This is a genomic window from Oscillibacter sp. CAG:155 (assembly GCA_000436875.1).
Taxonomy (GTDB): domain Bacteria; phylum Bacillota; class Clostridia; order Oscillospirales; family Oscillospiraceae; genus Oscillibacter.
Genome location: FR890824.1, coordinates 1 through 19,245 on the forward strand (window position 1 = coordinate 1; position 19,245 = coordinate 19,245).

Below are 19,245 nucleotides of genomic sequence, written 5' to 3' on the forward strand. Positions count from 1 at the left end.
GGGTATCGAGACCGTCGTGTTTGACCGCGGTGGTTATCTGTATCACGGCCGTGTGCAGGCTCTGGCTGAGGGCGCCCGTGAAGGCGGCCTGAAATTCTAAGGAGGGAGGAACGACAACATGCCTAGATTTGAAAGAGAGCAGAGCGAGTATATTGAGAAGGTCGTTTCCCTGAACCGTGTTTCCAAGACTGTCAAGGGCGGCCGCGTGATGAAGTTCTCCGCCCTGGTCGTCGTTGGCGACGGCAAGGGAAAGGTTGGCTATGGCCTGGGCAAGGCCGCTGAGGTCCCCGAGGCGATCCGCAAGGGCATTGAGGCAGCCAAGAAGAACATGATCACTGTGACTCTGTCCGGAAGCACCATTCCTCACGAGACCATCGGTGAGGCCGGCGCCGGCCGCGTGCTGATGAAGCCCGCTGCCCCTGGTACCGGCGTGATCGCCGGCGGCGCTGTCCGTGCCGTCGTCGAAGCTGCGGGCATCAAGGACATTCGTACCAAGTGCCTGCGTTCCAACAACCCCAACAACGTCGTCGCTGCTGCCTTTGTGGGCCTCAAGAGCATGCGCGGCCCCGAGGCCGTTGCCCGCATCCGCGGCAAGAGCGTCGAAGAAATCGTGGGTTAAGGAGGCGCTGAACATGGCAAACTTAAATATTAAGCTCGTCAAGAGCCTGAATGGCCGCCTGGAAAAGCAGGTTGCAACGGCCAACTCCCTGGGTCTGCGCAAAATCGGCGACGTCACCGTGCAGCCCGATAACGACCAGACCCGCGGCAAGATCGCCAAGATTGGCTATCTGCTGCAGGTTACCGAAGTGAAATAAGGAGGCACGGAATTATGAAATTGAGCGAACTGTCTCCCGCCGAAGGTTCCGTCCGTCAGGCATATCGTAAGGGCCGTGGTGCCGGCAGCGGCAACGGCAAGACCGGCGGCCGCGGCCACAAGGGCCAGAAGGCCCGTTCCGGCGGCAAGGTCCGCGTGGGCTTCGAAGGCGGCCAGATGCCTCTGGCCCGCCGTATCCCCAAGCGCGGCTTCAACAACATCTTTGCAAAGCCCCTGGAGATCATCAACCTCAACGCCCTGAACGCTTTCGAGGACGGCGAGACCGTCACTGCCGAGGCGCTGCTGGAAAAGGGCATCCTGTCCAAGTGCGAGTACGGCTATAAGGTCCTGGGCAATGGCAAGGTGTCCAAGAAGGTCACCGTTAAAGCTTCTGCTTTCTCCGCTTCTGCCAAGGAGGCAATCGAGGCAGCTGGCGGAAAGGCCGAGGTGATGTAACGTGATCCAAACGATTCGCAAAGCGTGGGGCATCCCCGAGCTGCGGAAGAAGATCATCTTTACACTCCTCATCCTGCTGATCTTCCGGATCGGCAACGCCATCACGGTTCCTTATGTGAACGTGACGGCACTGAAGGCCCAGCTGGACGCGTTCGGCGGCTCGATCCTGAGCCTGTACGATGTGATGTCCGGCGGCGCGTTCTCCACCGCCACGGTCTTCGCCCTGAGCATTCAGCCCTATATCAACAGCTCCATCATCATCCAGCTGCTGACTGTGGCCATTCCCTCTTTGGAGCGGCTGGCCAGAGACGGCGGCGAGGAGGGCCGGAAGAAGATCCAGTCTATCACCCGTTATGCCACCGTGGCCATCGCAATTCTGCAGGGCTTTGGCTACTATATGATGATGCAGCGGTACAATCTGCTGTCTGTCAGCGATCCTACCATCTGGCACGCACTGGTCATCATCGTCTCCTTCATCGCAGGTTCTTCCTTCGTGATGTGGATGGGCGAGCAGGTGACGGAGTTCGGCATCGGCAACGGCATTTCCATCATTCTGTTTGCCGGTATCCTCTCCCGGGTGCCCAACATGGTCTCCAACATGATCACCGGTGTCCGTTACTGGAACCTGGAGAGATCTGGTGCTGAGATTCCTGCAAATGTTGCCCCCCTGCATCCCGCGCTGATTGCCGTAATGATTATCGGCGGTCTGGCCCTGATGGTATTCGTCGTGTTCATCAACGGTGCTGAGCGCCGCATTCCGGTTCAGTACGCCAAGCGTCAGGTTGGCCGGAAGGTGTATGGCGGCCAGAGCACGCATCTGCCCATGAAGGTGAATATGTCCGGCGTTCTGCCTATCATCTTCGCCCAGAGCATTGCGTCCCTGCCCATCACCATTTGGAGCTTCATCGGAATTCCCGAGGATGGCACGGTCTCCCGTTCCATTTATGACGCCATTGATACACAGTCCATCATCTATATGGTGGTGTACTTCATCATGATCATTGGCTTCAGCTATTTCTACTCCACGATTCAGTTCAACCCCGTCGAGATCGCCAACAACCTGAAAAAGCAGGGCGGCTTTATCCCGGGATTCCGTCCCGGCAAGCCCACTGTGGATTTCATCCGCAAGGTCCTGAACAAGATCACGCTGTTCGGCGCCATCTATCTGGGTATTGTGGCCCTTTGCCCCCTGGTTCTGGGCAAGATCGTGGACCATGCCTATCTGTCCATCGGTGGTACTTCTGTCATCATCGTCGTGGGCGTCGCACTGGAAACGGTGAAGGCGCTGGAATCCCAGATGCTGATGCGTCAGTACAAGGGTTTCCTGGAATAAGAGAGAAGGCGTTTCGAGATGAAACTGATCCTGCTGGGCGCTCCGGGCGCCGGCAAAGGCACTCAGGCCGAGCGCCTGTGCAAACAGCTGAACATTCCTACCATCTCCACCGGAAATATCCTCCGGGCTGCCATCAAGGATGGCACGCCCACCGGGCTCAAGGCCAAATCCTATATGGATGCCGGCAAGCTGGTGCCTGATGAGGTCATCATCGGCATTATCACCGAGCGTCTGGCCCAGGAGGACTGCCGGAACGGCTTCATTCTGGACGGAGTGCCCCGCACCATCGCCCAGGCTGAGGCTCTGGAGAAAGCAGGAATTACTTTTGATGACGTGGTTTCCATTGAAATCGCGGACGAGACCATTATGCAGCGCATGAGCGGACGCCGTGTCTGTGAGTCCTGCGGGGCCAGCTACCATCTGGTGGCTGTGCCCCCCAAGACGCCCGGCGTATGTGACAACTGCGGCGGCAAACTGGTCCAGCGGAAAGACGATGCCCCCGAGACCGTCAAGGCGCGTCTCGAGGTGTACCATCGGGAGACTGAGCCGCTGAAGGCGTTTTACGCCCAGCGCGGTCTTCTGAAGCCGGTGGAAAACCAAACCACTGTGGAGGGGACTACTGAGGCCATCCTCCGTGCGCTGGGGAGATAAGCAATGATTACATTGAAATCTGCCCATGAGATCGAACTGATGCGCCGTGCCGGAAAAATTACCGCGGCTGCCCGTGCTTTGGCAGGGGAAATGGTAAGGCCCGGCGTAACAACCCAGGAGATCGACAGCGAGGTGGAGCGGTTTATCCGCAAGCAGGGAGCGGTCCCGTCCTTCCTGCATTATAACGGCTATCCGGCCAGCGCCTGTATCAGCGTCAACGATGAGATCATTCACGGCATTCCCGGCAAGCGGGTTTTGCAGGATGGTGATATCGTCAGCGTGGATGTGGGTGCGTACATTGGCGGATTCCACGGGGACTGTGCGGCAACCTTCCCCTGCGGACATATCTCTCTGGAAGCACAGGATCTGATTGATGTGACCAGACAGAGCTTCTTCGAGGGAATCCGCTTCGCCCGGGAGGGCCACCGGCTGCTGGATATCTCCGCAGCCATCCAGGCCTATGTGGAAAGCCACGGTTATTCCGTGGTACGGGAGTACGTCGGCCATGGTGTCGGCGCGCAGATGCACGAGGCACCGGAAATTCCCAACTACGGCCATCCCGGCCGGGGACCCCGGCTGCTGCGGGGCATGACCCTTGCAATCGAACCCATGGTGAATGCCGGTTCTGCGGCGATCCAGCAGCTCAGCGACGGCTGGACTGTCAAGACGTTGGACGGCAAATGGGCAGCACACTATGAGAATACGATCCTGATCACCGACGGTGAGCCTGAAATTCTGACGGCTCCCGCCATCTGAGAAGAAACGTATGGAAATTGCAAAGGCAAGTATAGTAAGATCCGACGCTGGCAGAGACAAGGGAAAACTCTTCGTCGTTTTGGCGGTGGAGGGGGAGTACCTTCTGCTGGCGGACGGTAAAGGACGGAAAGTGGAATCACCCAAGCGCAAAAAGCGTCGCCACGTAGAGTTTGTGGCCGCGGATGACTCCCGTCTTTCCGATAAGATCAAGAGCGAAGAGAAGATCACCAACAGTGAGCTTCGCAGGACCCTCGCGGTGTACCGCGGGGAGGTTCATCCGGACCAGGAGGGATAACGTTTGGCAAAATCCGACATGATCGAAGTGGAAGGCGTTGTGGTAGAAGCCCTGCCCAACACCACGTTCCAGGTGGACATTGGAAATGGACACACGATTCTGGCGCATATTTCCGGGAAACTCAGAATGAATTTCATCAGGATTCTGCCCGGCGACAAGGTGACGGTGGAAATGTCCCCGTACGACCTGACCCGCGGCCGGATCACCTGGCGTACCAAGTAAGGCGCCGGGCGAGCTGAAAAGACACAAACCGCTGAAAGGAATGGTTAAAGACTATGAAAGTAAGACCGTCCGTGAAGCCCATGTGCGAAAAGTGCAAGGTCATTCGCCGCAAAGGCCGTGTCATGGTCATTTGCGAGAACCCCAAGCATAAGCAGAGACAGGGCTAAGATTTAATTGGAGGTGCTTTAAAAGTATGGCACGTATTGCCGGTATTGACCTGCCGAAGGATAAGCGCATTGAGATCGGCCTCACCTATATCTATGGCATTGGCAGAAAGAGCGCCAAGGACATCCTGGCACAGACGGGTATCAACCCCGACACCCGCGTCAAGGATCTGACCGATGCTGACGAGCAGAAGCTCCGTGACGCCATCGACGCTTATACCGTCGAAGGCGATCTGCGCCGCCAGACTGCCCTGGACATCAAGCGCCTGACGGAGATCGGCTGCTATCGCGGCATCCGTCACCGCAAGGGCCTGCCTGTCCGCGGCCAGCGCAGCAAGACCAACGCGAGAACCCGCAAAGGTCCCAAGAAGACCATTGCCAACAAGAAGAAGTAAGGAGGGAGATTCACAATGGCAACTGCAAAAGCAACCGGCGGCAAGAAGGTCATTCGCCGTCGTCGTGAGAAGAAGAACATTGAGCGTGGTCAGGTCCACATTCGTTCTTCCTTCAACAACACCATGGTAACTGTCACCGACAGCCAGGGCAACGCCATCTCCTGGGCTTCCTCCGGCGGCCTCGGCTTCCGCGGCAGCAAGAAGTCCACTCCCTTTGCTGCGCAGACCGCCGCTGAGACGGCTGCCCGTGCTGCAATGGAGCATGGCCTGAAGACCGTTGAGGTCTTCGTGAAGGGCCCCGGTCAGGGCCGTGAGGCCGCGATCCGTGCTCTGCAGGCGGTGGGCCTGGAAGTGACTATGATCAAGGACGTCACTCCCATCCCCCACAACGGCTGCCGTCCCCCGAAGCGTCGTCGCGTCTAATCGAAAGAGGAGGTAACAAGCAATATGGCAAAGAATATGCAGCCGATTGCCAAGCGCTGCAAGGCTTTGGGCATCTCTCCTGCCGAGATGGGCTATGCGAAGAAGCAGACCAATCGCAACCCCGGCGGTCAGATGAGAAAGAAGAAGAGCGAATATGGCATCCAGCTGAACGAAAAGCAGAAGGTCAAGTTCATCTATGGCATTCTGGAAAAGCAGTTCCATTCCTACTATGAGACTGCTGCCGCTGCCCCCGGCAAGACCGGCGACAACCTGCTGATCACCGTGGAGCGCCGTCTGGACAACGTGGTGTATCGTCTGGGCTTCGCCATGACCCGCCGTCAGGCCCGTCAGCTGGTGTCCCACGCCCACTTCACCGTCAATGGCAAGAAGGTCAACATCCCCTCTTACCTGGTCAAGGCCGGCGATGTGATCGAGGTTGCTGAGAGCAGCCGTTCTTCCGAGGTGTTCAAGCGCCTGGTTGGTCAGGACGCTCCTGCGTTCCTGCTGCCCCCCTGGCTGGAGCGGGAGAAGAATACCCTGAAGGGCACCGTGACCCGCCTTCCCGTCCGCGAGGAGATCGATACTCCCATTGAGGAGCACCTGATCGTTGAGTTGTACTCCAAGTAATCGGAGGATACCCTCGAGGATGTTACGAACTGCCGGCGGCATGCGGGTTCGCATTGCCGCAATGAGAAGATGAAGGAGGGTAACTGCATGATTGAAATTGAAAAGCCCCAGATCGAGTGTATCGAAACTCCGGGTGATGTCACGTACGGCAAGTATGTGGTGGAGCCTCTGGAGCGTGGATATGGCACGACTCTGGGCAATGCGCTCCGTCGTATTATGCTTTCCTCTCTGCCCGGCACCGCGCCGACCACCATCAAGATCGCCGGTGTGCAGCATGAGTTTTCCACTATTCCCGGTGTGAAGGAAGACGTGACGGAGATCGTCTTGAATGTGAAGGGCCTCCTGACGAAACTGCACAGCGAGGGCGTGAAAACCGTCTACATTGAGGCGGTGGGTCCCTGTGAGGTCACTGCCGGCGACATCAAGGCCGACGGTGAGGTGGAGGTGCTCAATCCGGAGATGCATATTGCCACTCTGGATAACGGTGCCACCCTGAACATGGAAATCACCCTCTCCCACGGCCGTGGCTACGTTCCTGCTGACCGGAACAAGCCCCAGCAGAACGTGATCGGCACCATTGCTGTGGATTCCATCTACACCCCTGTCTACAAGGTCAATTACACGGTCGAGCCCACCCGCGTGGGTGCGTCCAGTGATTTTGACAAACTGACGCTGGAAGTGTGGACGGACGGCACCATCTCCGCTCGGGACGCTGTGTCCCTGGGCGCCAAGATCCTGTGCGACCACTTCACCTTGTTCACCGATCTCTCTGAGAGCGTGGGCAGCAAGCCCACCGTCGTGGAGAAGGCGGAAGCGCAGCGGGATAAGGTGCTGGAGCTGACCATCGAGGAGCTGGATTTGAGCGTGCGGAGCTTCAACTGCCTCAAGCGCGCCAACATCAACACCGTCGAGGATCTGATCTCCAAGACCGAGGATGAGATGATGAAGGTCCGGAACTTGGGCCGCAAGTCTCTGGAGGAAGTCATCAACAAGCTGGCGATGATGGGCCTCCACCTGGCCGACGAAGATAGCAATAACTGATTCTATGCCGCGGGATGACCCCGGCTGACCAAAATCCTGATAAGGAGGAACACCAAATGCCCGGAACTCGTAAGCTCGGCAAGACCACGGACCAGCGTATGGCTATGCTGCGTCAGCAGGTCACCGATTTCCTGGATCACGGCAAGATGGAGACCACCCTTACTCGTGCCAAGGAAATCAAGCCCCTGGCCGAGAAGATGATTACCCTTGGCAAGAAGGGCGATCTGGCTGCCTATCGGCAGGCCATGAGCTTCATCACCCGTGAGGATGTCTGCAAGAAGCTGTTCAAGGAAGTGGCTCCCGGCTATGCCGAGCGCAACGGCGGCTATACCCGCATCGTGCGCACCGGCGTTCGCCGCGGTGATGCTGCGGAGACGGCCATCATCGAGCTGGTAAAGTAAGTTTTACCAAACATACAAAAAGCCCTTTGTCATGGGACCCAGGTCCCCGTGACAAAGGGCTTTTTGATTTGAAATGGATCAGCGATCCATAGACAATCAACTTCCAAGGGTCAACACAGGAAGCTGACAGCCGCGCCGGAAAAACTCAGACTTTTGACGGCTGGTTTTCATATAGAAAGCTCAGAAAGCACAAAATAAAGGAAAAATGAGGACTATAATAGATGTTTTCGGCCTTTAATGTCTGCCTAAATCTGGCGTATACAAAAAAGTGCATGTGTAATCCGGTCCCTTCCCAGCCAAACTACGCCGTAGGGAAGGATGGAGGCGGAGTGGCACATGGGCAGAAAACGGTGGATCGCATTTTGGCTGATAGGCCTGCTGTTTCTTGGGCAGTCGGAAGGAATTGCAGAGATTCCGGCTGCGGGAGAAGCTGAGCTGGCGGAACCGGAGAAATTTGTTGCATTGACCTTTGATGATGGCCCCAAGCGGGAGACAACTGCCACGCTGTTGGATGGCTTGCGCCAGCGGGGAGCCAGCGCCACGTTTTTTCTGATTGGAAGGCAAATTGCGGAAAATCAGGATTTGGTAGAACGGATGAAGGCGGAAGGGCATCAGGTGGGCAATCACACCTGGAATCATGTTCGGCTGGGTACAACTGCCGATGCCGCGGTGGTATCCCAGGAGATTCAAAAGACGGACACACTGCTGCGGCAGATCCTGGGGGAAGGGACGTATTGGCTGCGCCCGCCCTATGGGGCGATTCAGGAGACGCAGAAAGCACAGATTCCGGTGCCCATGGTCACTTGGACGGTAGACTCCCGGGATTGGGAATCTCTGAACACGGAAAAGGTGGTACAGGAAGTTTTGAAAGATGTGAAGCCAAATTCCATCATATTGATGCATGACATTTTTCCAACCTCCATAGATGCTGCTCTTCGAATCGTGGATGTGCTGCAGGCGAAGGGCTATTGGTTTGTCACGGTAGAGGAACTGCTGGCACTGAATGGGGTAACGGCAAAACCCGGCGTTCTCTACCGCAAAATCGGATAAAAAAAGCACCCATGCGATTTTCGCATGGGTGCTTTTATGTCGTTTTAAGCAGCTCTGCCCTGCAGGATCAGCAGGATCAAAGTCAGAATCAGGAACACGGCACCAATCCACTTCGTAGCGCGGGCCAACTTGGCATCCATCGTCTTTGCCTTGTTCCGAGCCAGGAAGGAATCTGCTACACCGCCAATGCTGCCGGACAGACCAGCACTCTTACCGGACTGAAGCAAAACAACCAAAATCACGGCCAAACCGCACAAAAGCTGCAAAATGGTAATCACCAGAGTCAAAGTGTTCATGGGAACAAACCTCCAAAATTGAGCCATGCCACGGCATGGACGATGTTTTCACAGGCTTATATCATAGCATAACTTTTCACTGTTTTCAAGAGGATTTGCCCAAAATATCTGAAAAAGTCCGGGAAATCTTTCGGTAAAAATTGGAACGGATGTTTGCATTTTGTGAGCACTTGTGATACACTGATAAAAACAACCGATGCAGCCAAATAGGAGGAACGCCTATGACACAGCTATCGAATATGCAGAAGAAAATTTACGACTACATTGTGGCCTGTGTCCGGGAGCAGGGCTATCCGCCGTCTGTTCGGGAGATTGGAGAAGCGGTGGGACTGAAATCTCCTTCCACGGTTCATTTCCACCTCAAGCATCTGGAGGAAGCAGGTGTGATTGAGAAGGGGGCCGGAAAGGGACGGGCTATTACACTGACGACGCCGCCGATACCGGAGGATCGAGTTCCGGTTGTGGGCAATGTGGCTGCGGGCAGTCCTATTTTGGCGGAAGAGTGCATTGAGGATTACCTCACCTTTGATACTGGCGGCCGGAGCGAGGAGTATTTCGCTTTGAGAGTCCGGGGAGAATCCATGCTCAATGCGGGCATTTTGCCGGGAGACCTGGTGGTCGTTCGCCGCCAGCCCACCGCAAACAATGGAGAAATTGTAGTTGCGCTCATTGAGGATGAGGCTACGGTCAAGCGCCTCTCGCTTCGGAATGGGCAGATTTGGCTGATGCCTGAGAATGACGCCTATACGCCGATTGACGGCTCAAACGCGCAGATTTTGGGAAAAGTGGCTGCAGTGGTGCGGCGCTATTAAGTGAGGAAGGATACAACATGGAAGCAGAACAGGCGGAAAAGCACCTTCAGGATGTTTTGGCGGCAGCACGCTTGGGCGACGAGACCATTCGTTCCCAGCGCTTTACCGACGTGACACTGGAAAATCTGGACTTTGGAGAGCTGGAGTGCGGACAGACGGTTTTTGAGGGATGCCAGTTTTCCAACTGTGATTTCAGCGGTACAGCGTTCTACGCTTCGTCGATTCATCAATGCAGCTTTTCCAACTGCAGGTTTCGGAATACCTACTGGAAGGATTGCCAGCTAACAGATGTGAAGCTGGATGGATGTGACTTCCGAAAGACCCGCTTGAAGAACAGTCGGCTGGAGGATGTTTTGCTGCGGTATGCAAACTTTTCCAATAGCCTGTGGGAAAAGGATACGTTTGTCAACTGCAGCTTTCGTGAGGCATTTTTGACGAACCTGCGGGTTTCCAAAGTAGATCTGCAGGGTGTAGATCTGCAGGGCGCGGATCTGTTTCAGACCATGCTGGGCGGCGTGGATTTGTCCAGCTGCAACATCGAAGGAATCCGGGTCTCGGAATCGGTTCAGGAGCTGAAGGACGCCACCATCGATGCGGCCCAGGCAGCGGTACTGGTGAAACTGATGGGTGTTCATGTAAAGTAAAATACAGAGAGGATTGTAAATTAAAAACAATCCTCTCTGTATTTGTAAAAAGCACAATATACCGGATGCATGTGAAACGGAGAACAGCATCGCACTCCAAGTGACCGGAATGCACAGGCTCTGGCTGCGGCTGATAGTAATCGTTGGGCAGCGTCAGTGTGTCGGTGTCCGCGAAGAGTGACTGTTCTGACCCGTGGGGTGCTTTTTGGAGCAGGCAGGACCGCTGAGCCCTGCCCGCAGTTTTTCCAGAGCACGCTTTTCAATGCGGGATACATAAGATCGGGAGATACCGAAAGAGGAGGCAACCTCCCGCTGCGTCAGAGGAACGGTACCGCCCAACCCGTACCGCAGGCGAATGATCTCCGCTTCCCGTGCGGTGAGGCGTTCGCGGATCAACTGATGGAGCCGGATGGCGCTGTCACGGTCATGGAGGTCTTCCAGCATCGTATCATCTACACCAACCACATCCATCAGCTGCAGGGCATTGCCTTCTTTGTCGGTATCAATGGAGTCCGACAGGGAGACCTCCCCTTGCAGCTTTTTCTGACTGCGAAAGTACATTAGGATTTCGTTCGCTATCCTCTCCTGACGGACACATAAGCTGCCCTATGGGCGGCAAATTCAGCTCTCCATCCTCCGCAAAGAGGTATACATAGACGTTTTTGCCGTCCCAAACCACTTTTTTGACGATAGTACGCAGCAGGCGACGCCGTTCTTCAATAGTAGTCGAATCCACCGTGTCGGCGAATGACTCAATCATATCTCTATAGAAAAATAGATTTTGGCTCAGAGCATTACTCTGCCTAGCAAGCTTTTCCAATTCAGCAATTCTTGTCTGCTCCTGTTCGCTCTGCCGGTGTAGCTCATCGATCTGCTCCATGACGTATTTGGCCGAGGTCTCGCTGGCAACGGACAGAGATTCCACCAGTCGTTTGATGCGGGCTTCTGTTTCAGCATGGTTCTTCACTAATAAAGTCAACTCAGCTTCATAACTTGCTTTGTTGTCATTGATTACTTTTTTGGTTTTTGACAGTAACTGGCCAAAGTCTTTTTTGTCGGTGGCAACCTTACGTATTTCCTCAACAATCTTAGCATCTAGAGTGTTGCCGTTGCAGTTTTTCATACTACAGACAGTACCATGACTGCGCTCTTTGGTGGAGCACATATAGGTGTAAATCAACTCCCCATTAGCATTAGTGCGACCAGTCAGTTTCGGGCGCATATAGTCACCGCACTCGCCACAACGCAGAAGGCCGGACAAAAGCGCCACATTGCTGCGCGGTTTGCGATAGCTCTTGGATTTGTTCACGTCCAGCATAGACTGTACTCGTACCCAGTTTGCACCGGAGATAATGCCGGGATGTTTCCCCACTGCCACAATCCAATCTTCCATCGGGCGAATCTGAGTAGCCTTGCCAGGGCGTTGGAGCGTGCGGTTGTAGGCCATAATACCGTGCTCACCGTCAAACTCTGATGGCTCAGCAAAAAGGTCTACGTTGTTCTCCTTGAGATACTGATACGCCGTATCGTCAGCAATCATATAAACCGGATTTGTCAGAATACCCCGGATGGCAAAGCGTGTGAACTGCTTGCCGCGCTTTGTGACACAGCGGTGCTCTAATAAGTACTGGTCAGTTTTACTGAGGGAGCCACTTTCCGTGAACACAGAAAAAATTGTCTTTACCAGCTGAATCTCCTCCGGAATAGGTTCGAGCTTACAAGCTTTTTTAACCTTGCCATCTACTGTTACGCTGGACAAGCTTTCCGAAGCGTAGCCAGTTGGTGTCGTCCCGCCCAGCCAGCGTCCGGTCTTGGACAGCTCATGCATGTTGTCGCGGATACGCTCGGCTATGGTTTCTCGCTCCAGCTGGGAGAACACTGACGCGATATACATCATTGCACGCCCCATTGGAGAGGACGTGTCGAACTGTTCCCGGATGGAAATGAAGTCAATGTGCCGGTCACCCAGATCCTCGATGAGCTTTGCAAAGTCACCAATATTGCGGCTGATACGGTCAAGGCGATAGACGACAATAGCAGCGAACTCAATCTTCTGGGAATCCTTCATCATCTGCTTGAACTGCGGACGCTCCAGATTGCCGCCGGAAAACCCCTCGTCCTCATATACAAGCGCATGCTCCGCCTCGTCTTCGCCAAAGTGCATTGCAATATATTGGCGGCACAGCTCAATCTGGTTCTCAATACTTTCACCTTTCCCGGTAAATTTGGATTTGCGGGAATAGATGACGTATTGCTTCACCTGCGGCTGGTCTGTTGTTTTCATAGCAACACCTCGCATTACATTGTTAGGTTGTTAGATATATTGTAACGGATTGGAACCCATTTGAAAAGGTGCAAATGAGATTTTTTGAAAAGTTCTCCAAAGAACGTTATACCCCTTTATACCCCTTTCAAAAGGGTATAAAGGGGTATAACGTATTCTCACTGCCAGTTTCGTTTCAGGACTTCACTTTTGAGATACAGCGTGCTCTTTTCCGATGTTTTGATTGGATGCAGCTTCCCGCGTTTCGTCAGGTCAATGATATTCTGCCGGGAGCAGCCCAATATCTCCGCCGCCTCCGCTGCATTGATAACTCTGTGCGTGGCAAAGTTCCGGAAATCCTCAATAGTCAGCGGAACGCTTTTGCCTATCCGGTAGAGCATCGCATCCGAGACGGTCATGTTCACATCCCATGCAACGCCATATCCGCCCGTCTGCATCTGCACATGCTGAAAATAGTCCGGCTTCTTGAGAAGAATCTGAAATGCTCTTGTCTTTTCAAAATGCTTCTGCAAATCGCACTTCTTCACTACGCCATCCCGGAAAAATACCAGCAGGCAATGGTTCTCCAGCGGCAGCACATCTTCAATTCTCTTTGAGAACCGCCGCGTAATTTCTTCCGGAAGCTCCTTCTCGTTAATGGGAACAAGGTAGTAATCATCCTGTGCGCATCGCCCCATTGCCAGCATCAGAAGCTCGTACTCATCATATTCCTTCAGATGATTGTCGCGCAGAATCTCACCGATGTTCTGGCGGTCGATCGGAACGATCCGCTGCTGAACCCAGATCTTGCTCCAATAGGAATTGACTGTGGTTTCCCCACGCTTCACAAAGGAGTCCAGCAACAGCGGCGTTTCCCATGCATCCGCATTTTCAGGCAGCTCAATATAGAACTGCTTTTCCCGCCCGTAATACAGGAGGTACGCCAGATCCTTCTGCTCCTGCACCGATTCATCTCGAATTGCATAAATCTTCATATGCGCACCACCTTTTCCAGATCATTTCCCATACGCCTTCAGAAAAGGCCCACCAGTTTCGATAGAATTACGGTGGACAGACCATGACAAATGGGGCAACTCCTGTTTTTCCTTCATAAGCTACATATGTACATTCTCCCCCATTATCTTAATTCACTACTTGTCATACGTCAAGCTATATTGTGAAAAGCCGCCGCCCTGATTTCACTCAGGACGGCGGCTTAAACTTGTTTATAGCAAATCGGATAAACAAGTTGATACTATTGCTTAGAACGTAAATGTTCAACTACTGCATCGATAAGCTCCAACTTTTGTTCCGTGGAACAGGGCAACTTCTGCACTATCTTTAGTGCTTGTTCCGCATGGAACTTGGTCAGTTCCTTGCTGAGTTTCGCCTTTCCTTCCGGCGTGGTCGGCATAATCAAAAAGACTTCCATATCTATTGTTCCTTTCAGCAAATTATGTGTGAGCTGTAGCAAATTGCTGTAGCTCTCGTTCGTTACCCTCAAATCTCCGAGTGTTTTACGGCTCCGACTTTTCAACAACAAAAAGCGGAAATAGGTCATAGTTTCCATCCTTATCAGAACTCAAATTGAGCTCAGATAGAACCTGCACCTGAACCTCAGGTTTAAGATCACAAATATATATTTCAACGCTCATGTGTCATCCTCCATATATGACTTTGCAAATTAATGGAGAGAGCTGCAGCAACTCGCTGCAGCTCTCAAATCATTTGTCTCGGAAAAGGTGCTTGTAAAGGTCATCCACGCCCTTTTGCTTTTGCGTCCAGGTAATCGGTGCCATTTCAAAACCGGCAGCCGCCCCCATCTCAATATATCGGTCGCGTGCTTTCCGAACTTCCTCTTTGACCTGATAATCCGAATCAACCATGACGTTGATCCTCTTCACGCCAATGGAGTCTAGTTCTTCAAGGGCTCGTTCGTACTGAGAATAACTCGGTATGCCTGTAAGGCCCACGAAACCACACTCATAAGGTGAACCCTGCGCAAAGCTGTAGGCAAGGTCGGATTTCATGACTCCCTCTGTAAGGCAAACCACTTCATCGCCTACATGAACGCCGACATAATGCGGACAGCACTTCGACTGTGTTCCGTAGTACTGGTCAACACTCGTCAGGTTATAGAATTTCTGGTTGTAGACCTTATCAAGCCGAACCTGAATGGCTTCAATTTGGCCGAGCAGGTTTCGGTCGGGTAGCATGATTCCTGAGCCTCGGATATCCAATACCCATTGGCCAGAGTCCTTCTGACAGTAAAATCCGGGAACCCCATCAAGAATGCAGCCACGCTCCAACAGCTCTGTAACAATCCGTTTCAAACGTGTTGTGGGTGTCGTTCGATAGCATAGCCGCTCCATCTCCTCTGATTTTAGCCCGCGCTCTTTCAAAGCGGATTGATGTGTTGGGCATAGAGTCAATAATGAGAGAAGATTGGAATAAGTATTATCCCGCACCTCAGCTGAGGCAATTGGGAGTTCTACCGTTTCTATGGGGCGAGACTTCCGCTTATATTTGTGTACTGGTTCACTCCCATCTGGCCCGAATATCTTGCAGAGTTCTTCGTAAGCCGTATGGAGATTGACATCACAGTACTCTGCATAAAGATGGAGGATGCCTCCACCTTTACCACAGCGATTACACCGAAACACATTATCGCGGATCTTGACATTCATATGAGCTTTCCGATCTGCACAGAATGGACACCTGCAATGCAGTTGAGTCCCGGTATCTCGTATGACTTCGATACCAAGAAGATCAACCACTTGCTCAATATCACATGGCAGATCAGGTATTCTGCCCATCTAAACCACCTCCCTTAGCTAGGGGAAGAATCAGCTGGCCATCTGGCCTACCGTTTCCAAAAGCTTTGTAGCCCCTGCTTTCAGTGCGAGATTATGGCCGGAATAGTTCTTCACATACCACGCGAGGTCACCTGGGCTCTTCATAGCGATTTCGCCAAGAGACCAGCCACTAAAGCGGCCAAAATCAACCTTGACGGCTTTCGCCTGTTCAATGGTCATGACACGCAAGTACTCATCCAGCGTTTTGGGGGGCTCCGGAGCAGGAGCATGAGACTGCTGCACAGGAGGCTGAACCTGCTGCTGAGCAGGCTGGGTAGATTTAGGCGCTGTCGCCGTCTGAGAGAAGACTGGAGGATCCGCTGTCGGTTGAGCGGTAAAACTCGCCACGACACTACCAGGGTGTCCTGCATCTTCATCAGGAGGCATCTTGATTGGGGCATCCGCGATAATACCGGCCAGCGCATCACCATTCATACAGAACTGCGTACCATAACCTGCATCAGCCAAAGCGCGGCCCTTTGCGACTGTTTCGGCGATCTCCAAGAAGCGATCGCCAAAGCGGTCTTCCGTTGAGAAACGCTGAGAATACGCCTTCCCAATGAACTGGTCAGCTGGGTCAGCCTTATCGGCATAGATCCTGCAGCATACGATTGCATTCTTCTCATCAACTCGGATAAGCTCCGGGTCGATCTTTCCATTCGGATGGTGCAGGCGGAACCAAAGAAGGCGATATTTGACATCAAGGTAGAGATCGTTTTCGCCTTCCTCACCCACGGTAGTACGCACGAAATCAGCGGGGTTAAAACCATCGACAGCGTTGATGGCAGGGATCACATTAGAGTTCGATTCACTCATGGTAATTGTCCTTTCACAATAAATGTAGAAACGAGGCAGCTTTTGACCACCCCGTTTCCCAAATAATCACGCTACTCGCCGACTCAGCTCGCGGTTATAATAAGCCACGATTCGATCCGCGAGCACCGTATTTCTTTGACCCACATCGCATTTATGGATCGCAACAAAGACTGCCTGCTTTTGCCCAATCAGGATGACCTTTGCCTTGGCTCTGGTCACAGCAGTATAGAGCAAGTTTCGCCGCAGCATGATATAGTGCTCTTTCAAAAGAGGGACAATGATGACAGGATACTCTTGCCCTTGGCTCTTATGAATGGTCGTACAGTAGGAGAACTCCAAATCCTCCAGCATTTCCTGCGTGTACTGTAGTGTCCTTCCATCCAAAAGTCTCACGCATGTGATCGTCTCATCATCCTCTTTCTTCATGTCGGTTATGACGCCGACATCGCCATTTGACACATTGATTCGATTTGCCGTTTGCATAATGCGGTCACCAACTCGAAATACTCGACTGCCGCACTTAACCTCTTTCTTCAAGTTGTTCGGCGGGTTGACAAGGTCCCGGATGGTCTCATTCAACGCATTTGCCGCAACCGCACCTCGCTTGCGGAGAGGTGAGAGAATCTGCACATCCTCAATACCATGCAAAGAAACTTCCCGCAGATAGTTCTTGATGACCAACTGCGCAGCCTCTTCCGAGTTCTGGACTTCCAAAAACTGAAAGTCATCCCCGAACTGAAGATGTGTGTCGTTGTGGTTGATGGCATAGGCGTTTGTGATGATACGGCTATTAGATGCCTGGCGGAAAACAGTCTCTAAGACTGCCGTAGGAACCTTTTCACTTCGAATCATCTCTCGCAGCACATTACCCGCGCCAACAGATGGGAGCTGGTCAGCATCACCGACAATAATCAGCTGAGCGCCCGACTTGATACGATCAAGGAGGATATACGCAAGGCGCATGTCCACCATTGAAAACTCATCAACGACTACCAAGTCTGCTGATAGTAACTCTTTGTCGTTCAGCGGGCTGTCTTCATCCGTCACAAGGCCAAGCGCCGAGTGAAGTGTAGATGCGTGCATTCCTGTCTGTTCTGCCATGCGCCGACTGGCACGGCCAGTAGGTGCAGCCAAGAGGACTTCATTCGCAGGGAACGCAGCTTTATAGATATCCAGTATGAATCGTAGTGTTGTGGTCTTTCCGCTGCCGGGGCCTCCGGTCATGATGGAGATCGGATGCGAGAGGCACAGCTTCACAGCATTACGTTGCGAAGGAGCCAGTCTTTGATGCAAGGTCCTCTCCGCATTGTCGATTTTGCTGTCCAGATCGTCGATCTTTGTAAAGCCCTCTTGGAGTATCATGGACACAATGCGCTTAGCTGACTTAACTTCGCACATGCGCTCGTAACTCAGGTATACACGGCTTCCCTCAACATAGATACGGGATTCCACACGTTCATTTGAGATCGCTTGGCGGATTTCCTCTTCGGAAACCACTTCATCATCGCAGCCCATATTGAGAAGCTCATAGCACTGGCCAACCGTCTCATCAACGGATAGAAAAAGATGCCCAGATACGCGTGCCTCATCCAGCACATAGTTGATCGCGCCGGAGTATCGCAAAGGGTGCTTCAAGCTGACTTTTGTTTTACGGGCAACGGAATCGACTGTCATGAAGCCAAAGCCTTTGATCTTACAGAGTTGGAATGGATCCGTCTTCACGATTCTCAGGCTGTTATCTCCGAACTCTTCTCGGATCATCGCAACCTTTTTCATCGAAACACCGAAAGGCGCCAAGTATATCATGAGATCACTCAAGGCTTTCGTTTCCCCGTAGGATTTGATGATAGCCTTGAGTTTTTTCTGGGCAATCCCCTTGACGCTAAGCAGCTTGTCCGGCTCTTTCTCCAGAACCTCCATTGTCTTATCGCCAAAGCGAGCAACAATGGCCTTTGCGGTCTCAGGGCCAATTCCCTTGATGATACCGCTGCTCAGGTAAGCAAGGATGCCGGCTTGATCTCTCGGCACGACTTCCTTACACATTGAAACCGACAGCTGTAAACCGTGTTTGGAATTCTCCCATGTGCCATCCAGTTCCACTTCCACGGCATCTGTAGCAATCAGATGATAGCCAATTGCCGTGAAATGAATCTTGTCGTCATGGTAGTAAGACCGATTACGGGCTTCCTTTGGAACAGATTCATCAGAAGTACTGTAGGCAAAAATGCAGAAGCCCTTATCGGACTTAAAGATGGTTCTTTCATATCGACATAGCATTTGATCACTCCTTATGCGATGGCCGATTTGACCACCTTAAAGATTCTTGATTCCGTCTGATCCACAAACTCATCATAGATATCAGGATACTGAGCTCGCAGAGCGGATAAACGGTCCTTTGATATTCCTTCCCGATACAGAGGATTGTAGGATACTTTGAAACACTCGCCGCCCTGTTCACAGGTTCCTTTGCACGCGGTACCCATCTCTTCGACGATGGGAGCATAGAGGGATTTGATGCGAGTCTCAAGTGCTTTTACCTGAGCATCTAAAGCTCTCTTTTCCTCTTTGAGTGCCAGGATTTCCTTGAGGTTCACCACAAACTTGCGGTCAAGATCCACGGTCGGTTCGGACTTGTCAGCAGGGCCGAAATAGCGACGGAGCGACTCCAGAACCGCATCTGGCTTTTCGACCAGAGGCGGCTCCACACGAGCCATGACGTGATTATTCCAGAATGCCGCCAACTCCATGATCGTGTTCTCTTCTTCCTCGAGGTCACGCTCAATCTTTTGCCATACGAAGTCGTTCTCATTATTTGAGAACAGGCAGGCAATGAAGGCAACATCGATATTCATCACCGACATGTAGTGCCGAACCTGCAATTCATAGTGGCGAGGGACTGCGCCGTTCGCCCACTTGAATTGCATGTCATAG

The 19,245-nt window shown here is 52.9% G+C and carries 26 protein-coding genes and 1 pseudogene; 18 read left to right on the forward strand and 9 right to left on the reverse strand.

Annotated elements, in window-relative coordinates:
* The 16 genes from QZL67_RS00345 to QZL67_RS00420 form a co-directional block, all read left to right on the forward strand.
* Nucleotides 1-100 (forward strand): 50S ribosomal protein L18 (locus QZL67_RS00345; RefSeq protein WP_292919571.1); only part of this gene is annotated, 100 nt, incomplete at its 5' end.
* Nucleotides 101-118: 18 nt separating this feature from the next.
* Nucleotides 119-619 (forward strand): 30S ribosomal protein S5, encoded by a 501-nt coding sequence (gene rpsE / locus QZL67_RS00350; protein ID WP_022288803.1) that lies wholly within the window; start codon nt 119-121, stop codon nt 617-619.
* A gap of 13 nt (nt 620-632) precedes the next feature.
* Entirely contained in the window at nt 633-815 is a 183-nt protein-coding gene (gene rpmD, locus QZL67_RS00355; RefSeq protein WP_022288804.1) for a 50S ribosomal protein L30, read from the forward strand.
* 14 nt (nt 816-829) lie between these two features.
* Entirely contained in the window at nt 830-1,270 is a 441-nt protein-coding gene (gene rplO, locus QZL67_RS00360; protein WP_022288805.1) for a 50S ribosomal protein L15, read from the forward strand.
* A 1-nt stretch (nt 1,271) separates the two neighbouring features.
* On the forward strand, nt 1,272-2,603 hold the full coding sequence (secY, locus tag QZL67_RS00365; RefSeq protein WP_022288806.1) for a preprotein translocase subunit SecY: 1,332 nt from the start codon (nt 1,272-1,274) through the stop codon (nt 2,601-2,603).
* 18 nt (nt 2,604-2,621) lie between these two features.
* Nucleotides 2,622-3,254, forward strand: a complete 633-nt coding sequence (locus QZL67_RS00370) for an adenylate kinase (protein WP_022288807.1) — start codon at nt 2,622-2,624, stop codon at nt 3,252-3,254.
* Between the two features lie 3 nt (nt 3,255-3,257).
* On the forward strand, nt 3,258-4,010 hold the full coding sequence (gene map / locus QZL67_RS00375) for a type I methionyl aminopeptidase (protein ID WP_022288808.1): 753 nt from the start codon (nt 3,258-3,260) through the stop codon (nt 4,008-4,010).
* A 10-nt stretch (nt 4,011-4,020) separates the two neighbouring features.
* Nucleotides 4,021-4,305 (forward strand): KOW domain-containing RNA-binding protein, encoded by a 285-nt coding sequence (locus QZL67_RS00380; protein ID WP_022288809.1) that lies wholly within the window; start codon nt 4,021-4,023, stop codon nt 4,303-4,305.
* A gap of 3 nt (nt 4,306-4,308) precedes the next feature.
* Nucleotides 4,309-4,527: a translation initiation factor IF-1 gene (gene infA, locus QZL67_RS00385; RefSeq protein ID WP_022288810.1), complete on the forward strand. Its 219-nt coding sequence runs from the start codon at nt 4,309-4,311 to the stop codon at nt 4,525-4,527.
* A 53-nt stretch (nt 4,528-4,580) separates the two neighbouring features.
* A complete protein-coding gene (gene rpmJ, locus QZL67_RS00390; RefSeq protein WP_014116882.1) occupies nt 4,581-4,694 on the forward strand; it encodes a 50S ribosomal protein L36 in 114 nt (37 codons plus the stop codon).
* 26 nt (nt 4,695-4,720) lie between these two features.
* Entirely contained in the window at nt 4,721-5,086 is a 366-nt protein-coding gene (gene rpsM, locus QZL67_RS00395; RefSeq protein ID WP_022288811.1) for a 30S ribosomal protein S13, read from the forward strand.
* 15 nt (nt 5,087-5,101) lie between these two features.
* Complete coding sequence (gene rpsK / locus QZL67_RS00400) at nt 5,102-5,509, forward strand: 30S ribosomal protein S11 (RefSeq protein WP_022288812.1); 408 nt, start codon at nt 5,102-5,104, stop codon at nt 5,507-5,509.
* Between the two features lie 24 nt (nt 5,510-5,533).
* Nucleotides 5,534-6,136 carry a 30S ribosomal protein S4 gene (rpsD, locus tag QZL67_RS00405; protein WP_022288813.1) on the forward strand — a complete coding sequence of 201 codons (603 nt, stop codon included), beginning with the start codon at nt 5,534-5,536 and terminating at the stop codon, nt 6,134-6,136.
* An 87-nt stretch (nt 6,137-6,223) separates the two neighbouring features.
* Entirely contained in the window at nt 6,224-7,177 is a 954-nt protein-coding gene (locus QZL67_RS00410) for a DNA-directed RNA polymerase subunit alpha (RefSeq protein WP_022288814.1), read from the forward strand.
* 56 nt (nt 7,178-7,233) lie between these two features.
* Nucleotides 7,234-7,578 carry a 50S ribosomal protein L17 gene (gene rplQ, locus QZL67_RS00415; protein ID WP_022288815.1) on the forward strand — a complete coding sequence of 115 codons (345 nt, stop codon included), beginning with the start codon at nt 7,234-7,236 and terminating at the stop codon, nt 7,576-7,578.
* A gap of 336 nt (nt 7,579-7,914) precedes the next feature.
* Nucleotides 7,915-8,628: a polysaccharide deacetylase family protein gene (locus QZL67_RS00420; RefSeq protein WP_022288816.1), complete on the forward strand. Its 714-nt coding sequence runs from the start codon at nt 7,915-7,917 to the stop codon at nt 8,626-8,628.
* A gap of 44 nt (nt 8,629-8,672) precedes the next feature.
* Here QZL67_RS00420 and secG read toward each other — a convergent pair whose 3' ends face one another.
* Nucleotides 8,673-8,924 (reverse strand): preprotein translocase subunit SecG, encoded by a 252-nt coding sequence (gene secG, locus QZL67_RS00425; RefSeq protein WP_022288817.1) that lies wholly within the window; start codon nt 8,922-8,924, stop codon nt 8,673-8,675.
* A gap of 221 nt (nt 8,925-9,145) precedes the next feature.
* Between secG and lexA the strand changes: the two genes are divergently transcribed.
* On the forward strand, nt 9,146-9,736 hold the full coding sequence (gene lexA, locus QZL67_RS00430) for a transcriptional repressor LexA (RefSeq protein ID WP_022288818.1): 591 nt from the start codon (nt 9,146-9,148) through the stop codon (nt 9,734-9,736).
* 17 nt (nt 9,737-9,753) lie between these two features.
* Nucleotides 9,754-10,380, forward strand: a complete 627-nt coding sequence (locus QZL67_RS00435; protein WP_022288819.1) for a pentapeptide repeat-containing protein — start codon at nt 9,754-9,756, stop codon at nt 10,378-10,380.
* A 153-nt stretch (nt 10,381-10,533) separates the two neighbouring features.
* Here QZL67_RS00435 and QZL67_RS00440 read toward each other — a convergent pair whose 3' ends face one another.
* From QZL67_RS00440 to QZL67_RS00475, 8 genes and pseudogenes are all read right to left on the reverse strand, one after another.
* Complete coding sequence (locus QZL67_RS00440; RefSeq protein WP_022288820.1) at nt 10,534-10,941, reverse strand: sigma-70 family RNA polymerase sigma factor; 408 nt, start codon at nt 10,939-10,941, stop codon at nt 10,534-10,536.
* Nucleotides 10,883-12,664: a recombinase family protein gene (locus QZL67_RS00445; RefSeq protein ID WP_022288821.1), complete on the reverse strand. Its 1,782-nt coding sequence runs from the start codon at nt 12,662-12,664 to the stop codon at nt 10,883-10,885. Before QZL67_RS00445 ends, QZL67_RS00440 begins: the two co-directional genes overlap by 59 nt.
* 158 nt (nt 12,665-12,822) lie before the next feature.
* The gene (locus QZL67_RS00450) at nt 12,823-13,638 is read right to left on the reverse strand and encodes a helix-turn-helix domain-containing protein (protein ID WP_022288822.1); all 816 of its coding nucleotides are present in this window, start codon (nt 13,636-13,638) and stop codon (nt 12,823-12,825) included.
* Nucleotides 13,639-13,898: 260 nt separating this feature from the next.
* On the reverse strand, nt 13,899-14,204 hold the full coding sequence (locus tag QZL67_RS00455) for a hypothetical protein (protein ID WP_022288823.1): 306 nt from the start codon (nt 14,202-14,204) through the stop codon (nt 13,899-13,901).
* A 163-nt stretch (nt 14,205-14,367) separates the two neighbouring features.
* The gene (locus QZL67_RS00460) at nt 14,368-15,459 is read right to left on the reverse strand and encodes a CHC2 zinc finger domain-containing protein (RefSeq protein WP_022288824.1); all 1,092 of its coding nucleotides are present in this window, start codon (nt 15,457-15,459) and stop codon (nt 14,368-14,370) included.
* A 30-nt stretch (nt 15,460-15,489) separates the two neighbouring features.
* Entirely contained in the window at nt 15,490-16,314 is an 825-nt protein-coding gene (locus tag QZL67_RS00465) for a hypothetical protein (RefSeq protein ID WP_022288825.1), read from the reverse strand.
* A 66-nt stretch (nt 16,315-16,380) separates the two neighbouring features.
* Nucleotides 16,381-18,591, reverse strand: coding sequence for an ATP-dependent RecD-like DNA helicase (locus QZL67_RS00470; RefSeq protein WP_022288826.1), 2,211 nt, complete (start codon nt 18,589-18,591; stop codon nt 16,381-16,383).
* An 11-nt stretch (nt 18,592-18,602) separates the two neighbouring features.
* Nucleotides 18,603-19,245 (reverse strand): annotated as a pseudogene (locus QZL67_RS00475) (endonuclease); the annotation flags it as partial.